At 73.0% G+C, this 13,849-nt stretch carries 12 protein-coding genes and 1 pseudogene; 9 read left to right on the forward strand and 4 right to left on the reverse strand.

The genetic code is table 11. The features are described from left to right. Nucleotides 1–152: pseudogene (locus tag ACWDUZ_RS32865) on the forward strand (flavodoxin-dependent (E)-4-hydroxy-3-methylbut-2-enyl-diphosphate synthase); the annotation flags it as partial. A gap of 128 nt (nucleotides 153–280) precedes the next feature. On the opposite strand, the gene ACWDUZ_RS32870 reads toward ACWDUZ_RS32865, so the two are convergent. After that, nucleotides 281–2,134, reverse strand: coding sequence for a SpoIIE family protein phosphatase (locus ACWDUZ_RS32870; protein WP_451635460.1), 1,854 nt, complete (start codon nucleotides 2,132–2,134; stop codon nucleotides 281–283). A 230-nt stretch (nucleotides 2,135–2,364) separates the two neighbouring features. On the opposite strand from ACWDUZ_RS32870, the gene ACWDUZ_RS32875 reads away from it, so the two are divergent. From ACWDUZ_RS32875 to ACWDUZ_RS32885, 3 genes are all read left to right on the forward strand, one after another. Next, nucleotides 2,365–3,213 carry a GNAT family N-acetyltransferase gene (locus tag ACWDUZ_RS32875; protein ID WP_451635461.1) on the forward strand — a complete coding sequence of 283 codons (849 nt, stop codon included), beginning with the start codon at nucleotides 2,365–2,367 and terminating at the stop codon, nucleotides 3,211–3,213. Nucleotides 3,214–3,321: 108 nt separating this feature from the next. Further along, the gene (locus ACWDUZ_RS32880) at nucleotides 3,322–3,906 is read left to right on the forward strand and encodes a GNAT family N-acetyltransferase (protein WP_451635462.1); all 585 of its coding nucleotides are present in this window, start codon (nucleotides 3,322–3,324) and stop codon (nucleotides 3,904–3,906) included. A 131-nt stretch (nucleotides 3,907–4,037) separates the two neighbouring features. Further along, nucleotides 4,038–5,738: a proline--tRNA ligase gene (locus tag ACWDUZ_RS32885; protein WP_451635463.1), complete on the forward strand. Its 1,701-nt coding sequence runs from the start codon at nucleotides 4,038–4,040 to the stop codon at nucleotides 5,736–5,738. 66 nt (nucleotides 5,739–5,804) lie between these two features. Here the strand turns inward: ACWDUZ_RS32885 and ACWDUZ_RS32890 are convergent, their stop codons facing one another. The 3 genes from ACWDUZ_RS32890 to ACWDUZ_RS32900 form a co-directional block, all read right to left on the reverse strand. Then, complete coding sequence (locus tag ACWDUZ_RS32890; RefSeq protein ID WP_451635464.1) at nucleotides 5,805–6,713, reverse strand: aminoglycoside phosphotransferase family protein; 909 nt, start codon at nucleotides 6,711–6,713, stop codon at nucleotides 5,805–5,807. A gap of 116 nt (nucleotides 6,714–6,829) precedes the next feature. Continuing rightward, nucleotides 6,830–7,309, reverse strand: a complete 480-nt coding sequence (locus ACWDUZ_RS32895; protein WP_451635465.1) for a ferritin-like domain-containing protein — start codon at nucleotides 7,307–7,309, stop codon at nucleotides 6,830–6,832. Then, nucleotides 7,306–7,956, reverse strand: a complete 651-nt coding sequence (locus ACWDUZ_RS32900; protein WP_451635466.1) for a hypothetical protein — start codon at nucleotides 7,954–7,956, stop codon at nucleotides 7,306–7,308. Before ACWDUZ_RS32900 ends, ACWDUZ_RS32895 begins: the two co-directional genes overlap by 4 nt. Nucleotides 7,957–8,173: 217 nt before the next feature. On the opposite strand from ACWDUZ_RS32900, the gene rimP reads away from it, so the two are divergent. From rimP to ACWDUZ_RS32925, 5 genes are all read left to right on the forward strand, one after another. Further along, on the forward strand, nucleotides 8,174–8,683 hold the full coding sequence (gene rimP / locus ACWDUZ_RS32905) for a ribosome maturation factor RimP (RefSeq protein WP_451635467.1): 510 nt from the start codon (nucleotides 8,174–8,176) through the stop codon (nucleotides 8,681–8,683). A gap of 2 nt (nucleotides 8,684–8,685) precedes the next feature. Next, nucleotides 8,686–9,672 carry a transcription termination factor NusA gene (nusA, locus tag ACWDUZ_RS32910; protein WP_451635468.1) on the forward strand — a complete coding sequence of 329 codons (987 nt, stop codon included), beginning with the start codon at nucleotides 8,686–8,688 and terminating at the stop codon, nucleotides 9,670–9,672. A 183-nt stretch (nucleotides 9,673–9,855) separates the two neighbouring features. Continuing rightward, nucleotides 9,856–10,152: a YlxR family protein gene (locus ACWDUZ_RS32915; RefSeq protein WP_451635469.1), complete on the forward strand. Its 297-nt coding sequence runs from the start codon at nucleotides 9,856–9,858 to the stop codon at nucleotides 10,150–10,152. Between the two features lie 149 nt (nucleotides 10,153–10,301). Further along, nucleotides 10,302–13,346 carry a translation initiation factor IF-2 gene (gene infB, locus ACWDUZ_RS32920; protein ID WP_451635470.1) on the forward strand — a complete coding sequence of 1,015 codons (3,045 nt, stop codon included), beginning with the start codon at nucleotides 10,302–10,304 and terminating at the stop codon, nucleotides 13,344–13,346. 195 nt (nucleotides 13,347–13,541) lie between these two features. Further along, entirely contained in the window at nucleotides 13,542–13,835 is a 294-nt protein-coding gene (locus tag ACWDUZ_RS32925; protein WP_451635471.1) for a DUF503 domain-containing protein, read from the forward strand. Nucleotides 13,836–13,849: the final 14 nt, after the last annotated feature.

Here is a 13,849-nt window from a genome sequence, read left to right on the forward strand (position 1 = left end):
AGGGGCAGATCTTCGTCAAGGGCGAGGTCATCAAGACCGTCCCCGAGTCGAAGATCGTGGAGACCCTGATCGAGGAGGCCATGAAGATCGCCGAGCAGATGGAGGCCGACGGCGTGGCCTCCGGCGAGCCGGAGGTCTCGGTCGCGGGCTGAGCCGCGTACGCGGCCGTGGACCCGCGTCGTACGGCCGCGGGCCCTGTCGTCGTGACAGGGGTCTGACGGGTCACGCCCGTAACGGCCCCACAGGGCGAGTGCGTGCCTCGCGCCGTTCCCCGGGATGCTCACTCCTCCCGCGCTCGCCGCGTCGGGTCCTGCACCGGAGCGTCCTCCTGGACGGAGCCGGGGGCGGCCCGGTCCGGAGTGGCCGGACTGGTGAACGGCGACTGGGGAGGAGGCGGCGGACTCTGGTCGCCGGGAGCGCCCGCCCCCCTCGCCGGCAGTCGCAGTGCGAGCAGGGCCGCGTCGTCGCCGCTGGGCTTGATGCGCTCCAGCAGCGCGTCGCAGAAGTCGTCCACCGTCTTCCCGCTCAGCCGCCGGCCCAGCATGGACGCGTGGTGGCGGAGCCTGGCCATGCCCAGGTCGATGGGCCGGCCGCGGCTCTCCACCAGACCGTCGGTGTAGAGCAGCAGCGTGGACTCGGGCGGAAGGTACTCGTAGGCGTCCGGCCAGCTCAGGCCCAGGTGCAGAGTGGCGCTCATCCCGATCAGCGGGCCGTGCCCGGCGGTCAGGAACCGGGTGTCGCCGTCCCGGGTCACCAGCAGCGGCGGCGGATGCCCGGCGTTGACCCAGTTCAGCCGCCACGGGCCGCCCTCGGGACCCTCGATCCGCGCGAAGACGAGCGTGGCCATGGGCGCGTCACTGGTGTTCGTCACCGCCTCGTCCAGACGGCACATGATCAGGCTGGGGGGCTTCTGGTGGTCCCACGCCAGTGCGCGCAGCATGTTGCGCACCTCCGCCATGTGGGCGGCGGCCTGCAGATCGTGGCCGACCACGTCGCCGATCACCAGGGCCATCACCCCCTCGGCGAGCAGGAACGCGTCGTACCAGTCGCCGCCGATCTCCATCGTGCGCTGCGCGGGCAGATAGCGGGCCGCCATCCGCAGGTGGTCCACCTGCGGCAGCGGTGCCAGCAGTTGGCGCTGCATGGTCTCGGCGACGTTCCGCTGCTCCTGGTAGAGCCGGGCGTTGTCCAGCACCAGCCCCACCCGGCGGCCGATGTCGGCGAGCAGCCGGATCTCGGCCTCGGCCGGGGCGGGCGAGTCCCCGGCGCGCCCCACGGTCAGCATCCCGTAGCGGTTCCGGCGGGCGCACAGCGGGACCACCACAGCCGTGTGACCGCCGAGCCGTTCGAACAGCTTTCCGTGTGTCGCGGCGAGCGGGGCCTGCGGGTCCCGCAGTTGCCCGGGCGTCAGCAGCACGGGCTCGCCGGCCGCGATGACGCGCTTCACCGCCTCGCGGGAAGCGGACGACAGCAGCGGCAGCGCCGTCTCCAGTCGCCGGGCCCGGCGCGGATGCACGGGAGAGCGCACGGCGACCCGCTCCAGCGTCCCGGTCCGCTCGGAGCACAGGGCCACCGCCGCCCAGTCGCCCAGCCCCGGAACCAGCATCTGCAGCAGCCGGCGCATCCGCCCGGAGGCGTCCAGGGTGGACATCAGGACCGAGGAGACGTCCGCCAGCAGGTTCAGCCGGGCCGTCAGCGCCTCCAGAGCCGCGGTGTGGGCGGCGGCCTGCTCCTCCGCCGCGCGATACACACTGAAGTCGTTGAAGACGACCACCAGCCCGGCCCGGCGGCCCCGGAACAGCAGGGGAGTGGTCGACCAGATGATCGGCACGGTCGTGCCGTCGCCGCGCAGGAAGTACTCCTCGCTGCCCTGCTGCGTGGCCTCTTCGTCATCCTCGCGGACCGGCATCAGGCACTGCTCGCGCGGCACCCGGCCGCCGTCGAGGCGGCGGTGCAGCAGGTCGTGGGCGTCCTCGCCGAGCATCTGCTCCGCCGACCGGTCCAGCAGTCGCTCGGCCCAGGGATTGGCGTACGTGATGCGGCCCTCGTTGTCGATGGTGATGACACCGGTGCCCAGGTCGCGCAGGACCGCGAGGGGGAAGTCGGGGTCCAGTGCCGCGCTCGTCGCGCTCATGGGCCCGACCTCCTCGTCGTCCCGGACCGTCGTCCGGCGAGATGCCACCGTGATCACCACAATCCGCAGAGCCGCGCCTGACCGATCCCGCACCTGACAGACTGGTACCCAGACCGGCATGAATCGTGCATTTCAGGGCCTGTGGGCCCGGCATCCCCGGGGGCGGCGCCGCCCGGATTCCCCAGGTACAGTGCGGAGACCAGCGGAATCCCAGCATGAGGCCCCCACACGTGTTGACCCAGACCACCTCACGGGTGCTCGAACCGAGCGACCTGGACGCGGCGCTCGCCGTCCTCGATCGCGAGCCGGTCGCGAACGCCTTCGTGCTGTCCCGGGTCCAGGTCGCCGGTCTCGACCCCTGGCGGCTCGGCGGCGAGATGTGGGGCTGGTACGAGGACGGCCTGCTGACGTCCCTGTGCTACGCGGGCGCCAACCTCGTCCCGCTCTGCGCCACCCCGCGCGCCGTACGCGCCTTCGCCGACCGCGCCCGGCGCGCCGGCCGCCGCTGCTCGTCCATCGTCGGCCCCGCCGAACCCACCACCCAGCTGTGGCGGCTGCTCGAACCCAGTTGGGGTCCCGCCCGCGAGGTGCGCGCCCACCAGCCGCTCATGGTCACCGACCGCATGCCGGCCGACATCGCCCCGGACCCCTTCGTCCGCCGCGTCCGCAAGGACGAGATGGAGACGATCATGCCGGCCTGCGTGGCGATGTTCACCGAGGAGGTCGGCGTCTCGCCGCTCGCCGGTGACGGCGGACTGCTCTACCAGGCCCGGGTCGCCGAACTCGTCGGCTCCGGCCGCGCGTTCGCCCGCCTCGACGAGCACGGCAGGGTCATGTTCAAGGCGGAGATCGGCGCGGCGACCGACCGGGCCTGCCAGATCCAGGGTGTCTGGGTCGCCCCGGAGTACCGGGGGCAAGGCCTCGCGGCCCCCGGCATGGCGGCGGTGCTGCGCTACGCCCTGGCCGACGTCGCCCCGGTGGTCAGCCTGTACGTCAACGACTTCAACACGGCGGCCCGGCGGACCTACCAGCGCGTGGGCTTCCAGGAGGTCGGGGCGTTCACGAGCGTGCTGTTCTGAACCGGGGCGGCCCGTCCCCGCCGTGGGCGAGGGCCCCGGTGCCGGCTGATCCGGCCGGGCGCCGTCGCGCTGTTCTGGGGCCGGTGCGAGCCGGGTAGTCTCCCCGGCATGGTGCACTTTCCCGGTCACGGCCTCCACCGCCCCGACGACGTCGTGATCGGACCGCTCGACCTCCCGGCCCGTGTCGACGAGGCGCTCGCCGTGCAGGCCGTCGCCTTCGGACTCGGCCCCGACGAGGTCGCCGTACGCCGGCAGATCGTGCTGCGCCACATGGCCTGCCCGGGCGCCCGCGCGCTGGGCGCCACCACCGCCGACGGGCGGCTCGCCGGGTTCGTCTACGGCATGCCCAACGACCGCACCCACTGGTGGTCCACCGTCGTCGAGCCGTACCTGCGCGCCCACGGCCACGCGGACTGGCTCGACGACTCCTTCGTCATCACCGAACTGCACGTCCACCCCCGGTACCAGAACCGCGGCATCGGGCGCGCTCTGATCACCGCCATCACCGACACCGCCGACGAGCCCCGTTCGATCCTCTCCGCGATCGACACCGACAGCCCGGCCCGCGGCCTCTACCACTCCCTCGGCTACACGGACCTGGCCCGGCAGGTCTACTTCCCCAGCGCGCCGAAGCCCTACGCCGTGATGGGCGCCCCGCTGCCGCTGCGCCGCCGGACGGGCGCCGGCGGTTAGGTCCTGTCGCGACCGGACCGAAACGGATTTCCACCGCCGCAGCCCACCCGGCTAACCTCCTAGCCATCACCTTCCCCCACTCAGGGCGCCGCTCGAGCGGGGGACCCGCATCCGGCAGGAGTACGAGAACGATGGCGAACGCACCGGTCCAGCGCATGTCCCAGTTGATGGCGAAGACGCTGCGCGACGACCCGGCGGACGCCGAGGTCCTCAGCCACAAGCTGCTGGTCCGCGCCGGGTACGTCCGCCGCACCGCCGCGGGCGTCTGGAGCTGGCTGCCGCTGGGCAAGAAGGTCCTCGCGAACGTCGAGCGGATCGTCCGCGAGGAGATGGACGCGATCGGCGCTCAGGAGGTGCTGCTGCCGGCCCTGCTGCCCCGGGAGCCCTACGAGGCGACCGGCCGCTGGGACGAGTACGGCGGCGAGCTGTTCCGCCTGAAGGACCGCAAGGGCGGCGACTACCTCCTCGGCCCCACCCACGAGGAGATCTTCACCCTGCTGGTGAAGGACCAGGCGTCCTCCTACAAGGACCTGCCGGTCATCCTCTACCAGATCCAGAGCAAGTACCGGGACGAGGCCCGGCCGCGCGCCGGCATCCTGCGCGGCCGGGAGTTCCTGATGAAGGACTCCTACTCCTTCGACCTCGCCGACGAAGGCCTCGCCGAGTCCTACGCCCTGCACCGCCAGGCCTACCAGCGCATCTTCGCGCGTCTTGGCCTGGACTACCGCATCGTCGCGGCCACGGCGGGCGCGATGGGCGGCTCGAAGTCCGAGGAGTTCCTCGCCCCCGCAGAGGCCGGTGAGGACGTTTTCGCCGACTGTCCCAACGGCGACTTCGCCGCCAACACCGAGGCGATCACGTACGAGGTGAAGCCCGTCGACGCCTCCGGCGTGCCCGCCGCCGAGGACATCCCGACCCCCGACACCCCCACCATCGAGACGCTGGCCGCCTCCCTCGGCGTCCCCGCCTCCGCGACCCTGAAGAACCTCCTGGTCAAGGTGGACGACGAGATCGTCGCCGTCGGCGTGCCCGGCGACCGCGAGGTCGACATGGGCAAGCTCGAGGCGCACTTCGCCCCGGCCGTGGTCGAGATGGTCACCGAGGAGGACTTCGCCGGCCGCGCCGACCTGGTCCGCGGGTACGTCGGCCCGCAGGGCCTGGCCAAGGTGAAGTACGTGGCCGACCCGCGCGTCGCGCCGGGCACCGCGTGGATCACCGGCGCCAACAAGGAGCACACGCACGCGAAGAACGTGGTCGCCGGGCGTGACTTCGAGGTCGACGAGTACGTGGACGTCGTGGTCGTGCAGGACGGCGACCCCTGCCCGAAGTGCGGCACCGGCCTCAAGCTGGACCGCGCCATCGAGATCGGCCACATCTTCCAGCTCGGCCGCAAGTACACCGACGCCCTCAAGCTCGACGTCCTCGGCCAGAACGGCAAGCCCGTCCGGGTCACCATGGGCTCCTACGGCATCGGCGTCTCCCGCGCGGTCGCCGCCCTCGCCGAGCAGCACGCGGACGAGCACGGCCTGGTCTGGCCCAAGGAGGTCGCCCCGGCCGACGTGCACGTGGTCGCCGCCGGCAAGGCCCTGCAGACCGAGCTGGCGCTCGAGGTGTCGCAGAAGCTGGCCGCCGCCGGTGTCCGCGTCCTCGTCGACGACCGCGCCGGTGTCTCCCCGGGCGTGAAGTTCACCGACGCCGAGCTGATCGGCGTCCCGCAGATCCTGGTGGCCGGCCGGCGCTCGGGCGAGGGCGTCGTGGAACTGAAGGACCGCCGCACCGGCGCACGCGAGGAACTCCCGGTGGCCGAGGCCATCGCCCGCCTCACCGCCTGACGCCTCGGTCGCGTCGGGCGACCGGTGTCGCCGCGGGCAGGCCCCGCGGCGACACCGGCCCCGGACTCACAGCCAGGACGCGAACTCCAGCAGCAGTTCCGCGTCCTTCCGGCGACCCACCCGGCGGGCCCGCACCCCCGACTCCACCGCCCGGAACAGGGTCCATCCCCGCAGCCGGTCCCGGTCGACCTCCAGGGACTCCGCCAGGCGCTTGATCCGGCGCCGGGTGGTGGCCGGCCCGGACGGCGAGGCGATCAGGTCCTCCACCCGGTCGCGGACCAGCCGGGCCAGGTCGAAGGCGGACTCGCCGACCACCGGATCGGGACCCACGGCCAGCCACGGCATCCGGTCGCCGGCCAGCACCTTGCTCTGCCGGAACGTGCCGTGCAGCAGCAGCCGCTCGGGCGGCGCGGCCAGCAACTCCTCACGGGCCGCGAGCGCCGCGTCGACCAGTGGTGCGGCCTCGTCGCCCGGTCGCACGCTCGTCCGCATCGCCCGGGCCTGCCGCCCGGTGCGCTCCTCGACCGTCTCGAAGGGGTGCGCCTGCTCCCCCGTTGGGGGCGCCACCCACAGCCTGCGGAGCGTGCCCGCCGCTTCCAGCAGCGCCCGCGACTCCGGCAGCGACCGGACGGAGACGTCCGGGTGCAGCCGCTCCAGCAGCAGCGCCCCTTCGCCCAGGTCCGCCGCCAGAAGCTGCACCACGCCCCGGCCGCCCCAATGCTCCAAGGCGGCCCGCTCGCTCTCCGGGCGGAACCGGGGCGGAGCCAGCTTCAGCACCGCGGGCGTCCCGTCCGCCCTGCGGACCAGGACCACCAGACTGCTGCGCCCGCCGGGCACCTGCACCCGCTCGGCGGTCAACTCGCCGGCCGCGACGGCCTGCCCCGCGATCCCGGGCAGCTTCTCCAGCCAGTCGTCACCGTCCGGCGCCGTCTCACCGAGCGCCCGCACCAGCCGCTGCGGCGGTTCGAGAACCATGCGCGAGTCGTTCCTTCCTGGACCGCCGTCCGCCACGCGTGCGCGCGGGAACGCGTCTCCTTGTCGCCGTGCGCCGGGGCGCCTCCTGCATCGCCTGCGTGCGCCGCCCGCCCGTCTCACCGCGCCGGGGTCGCCGACGGGCTGCCGGACGACGCCGAACCGGCCCCCGCCCGTTCGGCGAGACCAGGGAAGGCTACGCTCCCACCGCGCCAGCGCACCGCCCGGACCGCCGCCTCCCGCAGCGCCCCGGCGGCCTCGCGCCGCCGCTCGCCGTCGCAGGCCCGCACCAGGTCGGAGTAGACCCCGGCCACCCGGTCCTCCAGCTCGGCGGCGAACCGGACCGCCGCGGCCGAGTCCGGCACCGGGAACGGCAGCGCGTAACCGGCCGCCGCGGCCACCGGCCGGGCGCCCAGGTCCCGGACCTCGCGCACCAGCGCGTCCCGCCGCGCCCGGTGGGCGTCGTACGCCGCCCGGGCGTCCGCGCGCCGCTGCCTGCCGATCCGGCCGCCGACCACGCCGTAGCTGTACACGGCCGCGTGCTCCGCGGCCAGCGCCGCCTGGAGTGCCTCGACCTGCTGTTGCGTCGCCGCGCTCACTCGTCCCGGTTCCCGTCGTCCTCGTTCGTCAGCAGATACGCGTGCACCGCCCCGGCCGCCGCCACCGAGGCCAGCAGCCGCGCCAGCTCGCCCGGCACGTCCAGCAGCGCCGCCGTCCGCCGATCGGCCAACGACCGCTCGGCGGCGGCGAGTTCGGTGAGGGCGTCCCGCGGCTTCGCGGGCACGGCGGACGACGACGCGGGAGTGGCGGAAGGCCCGGAGGACCCCTCCGCTCCGGCCGCCGCCTCGATCCCCTGCGTCCCGGAGGGCCCCGGCGAGGACGTGCCCGCCGTGGACGACGCGGTGGGCGGCCGAGTGGCCGACTCCGGCCCGGCCCCGCCGAAGGCGGCCACGTGCCGCACCACCTCCGCCCGCAGCGGCAGCAGCCGCCGCGCGAGGGCCGGATGAGCGGCGAGCACGGCGTCGTACCGCCGCACCAGCCCGTCGCTGTCGCGGGCCGCGCCCGCCCGGACCCGGTCCGCGGGCGACGGACCGCTGTCCGCCCCGCCGGAGTCGTCGCCCCCGGCGGAGCAGCCCGCGAGGGCTCCGGCGGAGCAGCCCACGAGCAGGGCGCCGCCCGCCGCCGAGGCGAGCAGGCTCCTTCTGCGCGGCCCGGCGGCGGCGCGCGGGAGTGAGGGGAACGGCACGGCAGACGTCCTCAGGTCGTACGGAACGGACCGGGAAGGGCAGGTGGGACCGTCGCACGGCCCCTTGCCCGTGATCACCGTACCCGCGCGCCCCGCGGGCGGGACTCAGCGGCACCACCCCTGGCCAGGTGGACGGCAACACCCCCTGGAACCCGATACCCTTTGACCAGACACGCGACCATCCCACAACAGCACACGCGGCCGAGGAGTCACCCGGATGAGCACCACCCAGAGCGAGAGGCTGCGAGAACTGCTGGAACCGCTCGTCGCATCCCAGGGCCTGGATCTCGAAGAGATCGCCGTGGACTCCGTCGGACGCAAGCGAGTGCTGCGCGTCGTCGTCGACTCCGACACCGGAGCCGACCTGGACCAGATCGCCGATGTGAGCCGCGCGCTCTCGGCGAAGCTCGACGACGCGGACGCGATGGGCGAGGGGGAGTACACCCTCGAGGTCGGCACCCCGGGCGCGGAGCGCCTCCTCACCGAACACCGGCACTACCTGCGCGCCACCGGCCGGCTGGTGAAGTTCCAGCTGGCCGAGGGCGGCGAGCTGGTGGCCAGGATCCTGAAGGTCGACGACGAAGGCCTCGACCTCGAAGTGCCCGGTGTCAAGGGCCGCAAGGCCACCACCCGCAGACTCGGCTTCCCGGACGTGACCAGGGCGCGCGTGCAGGTCGAGTTCAACCGCAAGGACAAGAAGGACATGAAGGAAGAGGAGGAGGCGTAGCCGTGGACATCGACATGAGCGCCCTGCGGGGCTTGGTCCGGGAGAAGGAGATCTCCTTCGACCTGCTCGTCGAGGCGATCGAGTCGGCCCTCCTCATCGCCTACCACCGCACCGAGGGAAGCCGCCGCCACGCGCGCGTGGAGCTCAACCGGGACACCGGGCATGTGACCGTGTGGGCGAAGGAGGACCCCGAGGACCTCGAGGAGGGGCAGGAGCCCCGGGAGTTCGACGACACCCCGTCCGGTTTCGGCCGCATCGCCGCCACCACCGCCAAGCAGGTCATCCTGCAGCGGCTGCGCGACGCCGAGGACGACGCGACGCTCGGTGAGTACGCCGGGCGCGAGGGTGACATCGTCACCGGAGTGGTCCAGCAGGGCCGTGACCCGAAGAACGTGCTCGTCGACATCGGCAAGCTGGAGGCCATCCTGCCGGTGCAGGAGCAGGTTCCCGGCGAGACGTACCCGCACGGCATGCGCCTGCGGTCGTATGTCGTCCGGGTGGCCAAGGGCGTGCGCGGCCCCTCGGTGACGCTCTCGCGGACGCACCCCAACCTGGTGAAGAAGCTCTTCGCCCTGGAGGTGCCGGAGATCGCGGACGGCTCCGTGGAGATCGCCGCGATCGCCCGTGAGGCCGGTCACCGCACGAAGATCGCCGTGCGCTCGACCCGTTCCGGCCTGAACGCCAAGGGCGCCTGCATCGGCCCCATGGGCGGCCGGGTGCGCAACGTCATGGGCGAGCTGAACGGAGAGAAGATCGACATCGTCGACTGGTCGGACGACCCGGCCGAGATGGTGGCGAACGCGCTGTCCCCGGCCCGGGTCTCCAAGGTGGAGGTCGTGGACATGGCGGCCCGGTCGGCCCGGGTGACCGTGCCCGACTACCAGCTGTCGCTGGCGATCGGCAAGGAGGGTCAGAACGCCCGCCTCGCGGCCCGGCTCACCGGCTGGCGCATCGACATCCGGCCCGACACGGAGCAGGCCGCCGAGTAGCCGGCGGGCCGGAACCACCGGGCCGCAGCGGCCGGAACCGCCGAGCGGGCACGCCGGACGGGTCGATCGACCTGTGCGGTCCGGGAATAGATCCGGACCGCACAGTGCTCTCACCGTCACAACAACAACCGTTCGATTCCTGCCCCAAAGGGGTGAGGTGCGTACGGGGAGGTAGACTTAGCAGTGTCTGGCCGGACCGATGCCCGAGCATGCCCTGAACGCACCTGTGTGGGGTGCCGGGAACGAGCGGCCAAGACGGATCTGCTGCGCATCGTGGCGATCGAGGACGCGTGCGTCCCTGATCCTCGCGGTACGCTGCCCGGCCGGGGTGCGTATGTACACCCCGCCCTGGTCTGTCTCGATCAGGCGGTGCGTCGCCGGGCGTTCACGCGGGCGCTGCGCGCCCCGGGAGCGCTCGACACAAAGGCGTTGCGCCGGTACGTCGAGCGGGCAACAGTTGCCGAGCAGGCAACACGGTAGGAAAGACGTGTCGTACGGAACCCCGTGCGGCCTGGTACCTCGCGAGTCGAAAGCAGGTCGAGATTGCGATGAGCACTCGATGAGTACGCGATGAGTACGCCCATGAACTAGCGACGGTCCGGCCGCAACCCGGACCTCAAAGGAGCGAAGTGGCTAAGGTCCGGGTCTACGAACTCGCCAAGGAGTTCGGTGTGGAGAGCAAGGTCGTCATGGCCAAGCTCCAGGAACTCGGTGAATTCGTCCGATCGGCGTCCTCGACGATCGAGGCGCCTGTAGTACGCAAACTGACTGACGCCTTCCAGCAGGGCAACGGTGGCGGCAGGTCCGCCGCGAAGCCGGGTGCCCCCAGGAAGGCCGCCCCCAGGCCCGCCGCGCCGAGCCCGGCGCAGGCCGGGGGTACCCCCCAGGGCGCCAAGCCGACGGGGGAGCGTCCGGCTGCCCCGAAGCCGCCGGCCGCGCCCAAGCCCGCCGCGGCGCAGCCGTCCGCGGCTCCCTCCGCGCCGGCCCCGGGCCCGCGTCCGGTGCCGGGCCCCAAGCCCGCGCCGCGTCCGGCCCCGGCGACGCCGACCACCCCGGAGTTCACCGCTCCGCCGTCGGCTCCGTCCCCGGCCGCCGCTCAGGGTCCGCGGCCCGGTGCCCGTCCCGGTGCCCCCAGGCCCGGTGGCGGCCGCCCCGGCGGCCAGGGCCAGGCGGCCCGTCCCGGCCAGGGCGCCCCGCGTTCGGGCCAGGGCGCGCGTCCCGGTGCCCGTCCGGCCGGTCCGCGCCCGGGCAACAACCCCTTCACCTCCGGTGGCTCCACCGGCATGGCGCGCCCGCAGGCGCCCCGTCCGCAGGGCTCGCGGCCCGGTGGTCCCGGCGCCGGTCCCCGTCCGCAGGCGCCCGGCGCCCAGGGCGGCGGTCCGCGTCCGCAGGCTCCGGGCGGTCAGCGCCCGACTCCGGGCTCGATGCCCCGTCCGCAGGGTGGCCCGCGTCCCGGCCCGGCCGGTCCGCGTCCCAACCCCGGCATGATGCCGCAGCGTCCCGCTGCCGGCCCGCGTCCCGGCCCCGGTGGCGGCCGAGGCCCGGCCGGAGGCGGCCGGCCCGGCGGTGGCGGTCGTCCGGGCGGTGGCGGCGGCTTCGCCGGCCGTCCCGGTGGTGGCGGCGGTCGTCCGGGCGGTGGCGGCGGCTTCGCCGGCCGTCCCGGTGGCGGCGGCCCCGGTGGCTTCGGTGGCGGCGGTGGCCGTCCCGGCTTCGGCGGTCGTCCGGGTGGTCCCGGTGGCCGTGGTGGCACGCAGGGCGCCTTCGGCCGTCCCGGCGGTCCGGCCCGGCGTGGCCGCAAGTCGAAGCGGCAGCGCCGTCAGGAGTACGAGGCCATGCAGGCCCCGTCGGTCGGCGGCGTGATGCTGCCTCGCGGCAACGGCGAGACCATTCGCCTGTCGCGCGGTGCGTCGCTCACCGACTTCGCGGAGAAGATCAACGCCAACCCGGCGTCGCTCGTCGCGGTCATGATGAACCTGGGCGAGATGGTCACGGCCACGCAGTCCGTCTCCGACGAGACGCTCCAGCTCCTGGCCGGCGAGATGAACTACACCGTTCAGATCGTCAGCCCGGAGGAGGAGGACCGCGAGCTGCTGGAGTCCTTCGACATCGAGTTCGGCGAGGACGAGGGCACCGAGGAGGACCTGGTCGTCCGTCCGCCGGTGGTGACCGTCATGGGTCACGTCGACCACGGTAAGACCCGACTGCTCGACGCGATCCGCAAGACGAACGTCATCGCGGGCGAGGCCGGCGGCATCACCCAGCACATCGGTGCCTACCAGGTCGCGACCGAGGTCAACGGCGAGGGCCGGGCGATCACCTTCATCGACACCCCGGGTCACGAGGCGTTCACCGCCATGCGTGCCCGCGGTGCGAAGTCGACGGACATCGCCATCCTGGTCGTCGCGGCCAACGACGGCGTCATGCCGCAGACGGTCGAGGCGCTGAACCACGCCAAGGCGGCCGACGTGCCGATCGTGGTCGCGGTCAACAAGATCGACGTCGAGGGCGCGGACCCGACCAAGGTGCGCGGTCAGCTGACCGAGTACGGCCTGGTGGCCGAGGAGTACGGCGGCGACACCATGTTCGTCGACATCTCCGCCAAGCAGGGTCTGCACATCGACAGCCTTCTGGAGGCCGTCGTCCTCACCGCGGACGCGGCGCTGGACCTGCGTGCGAACCCCAACCAGGACGCACAGGGCATCGCGATCGAGTCCCGTCTGGACCGCGGCCGTGGTGCCGTGTCCACGGTCCTCGTCCAGCGCGGCACGCTCCGCGTGGGCGACACCATGGTCGTCGGCGACGCCTACGGCCGAGTCCGCGCCATGCTCGACGACAACGGCAACAACGTCGCCGAGGCGGGCCCGTCGACGCCGGTCCAGGTCCTGGGCCTGACCAACGTCCCGGGTGCGGGCGACAACTTCCTCGTGGTCGAGGAGGACCGTACGGCCCGCCAGATCGCGGAGAAGCGCGCCGCCCGCGAGCGGAACGCCGCGTTCGCCAAGCGCACGCGCCGCGTGTCGCTGGAGGACCTGGACAAGGTGCTGAAGGCCGGCGAGGTCCAGCAGCTGAACCTGATCATCAAGGGCGACGCTTCCGGTTCGGTCGAGGCGCTGGAGTCCTCGCTGCTCCAGCTGGACGTCGGCGAAGAGGTCGACATCCGCGTCCTGCACCGCGGCGTCGGTGCGGTCACGGAGTCCGACATCGACCTGGCCATGGGCTCCGACGCCATCGTGATCGGCTTCAACGTGCGCGCCGCCGGGCGGGCACAGCAGATGGCCGAGCGCGAGGGTGTGGACGTCCGCTACTACTCGGTCATCTACCAGGCGATCGAGGAGATCGAGGCGGCCCTCAAGGGCATGCTCAAGCCGGAGTTCGAGGAGGTCGAGCTCGGTACGGCGGAGATCCGCGAGGTCTTCAAGTCGTCCAAGCTGGGCAACATCGCGGGTGTCATCATCCGCTCCGGCGAGGTCAGGCGGAACACCAAGGCCCGACTGCTGCGCGACGGCAAGGTCGTCGCGGAGAACCTCACCATCGAGGGCCTGCGTCGCTTCAAGGACGACGTCACCGAGATCCGCGAAGGGTTCGAGGGCGGTATCAACCTCGGCAACTTCAACGACATCAAGGTCGACGACGTCATCGCGACGTACGAGATGCGCGAGAAGCCGCGGGCGTGACGCCCCGGTACCGGCCGGCCGGCGGAACCCTTCCGCCGGCCGGTCGGCCGTTGCCGGGGCGCACCCCCGGCAACGGCCGCGGCGCCGAAACCCTGTCGAGCCTCCGGCAGGTAGGCGGTACCGTTTCTTGATGTCCCCGGCCGCACGGCTGAAGGGGCCATCGATCCCGTACCGGCGGGTGAACCGGTTGCACACATGTACGTGGGGACTCTGTCCTTCGACCTGCTCCTCGGCGACGTCCACTCGCTGAAGGAGAAGCGTTCCGTCGTCCGCCCGATCGTCGCCGAGCTCCAGCGCAGGTACGCGGTGAGCGCGGCGGAGGTGGACCACATGGACCTCTACCGGCGAGCGATCATCGGTCTCGCCGCGGTCTCCGGCGACGCGGCGCACCTCACAGACGTACTCGACCGATGCGAACGGCTGGTCGCCGGCCGCCCCGAGGTGGAGCTGCTGTCCGTCAGGCGGCGCTTCCACGGCGAGGACGACTGACCACCGACGACCAG

The organism is Streptomyces sp. NPDC003393 (genome assembly GCF_053589015.1).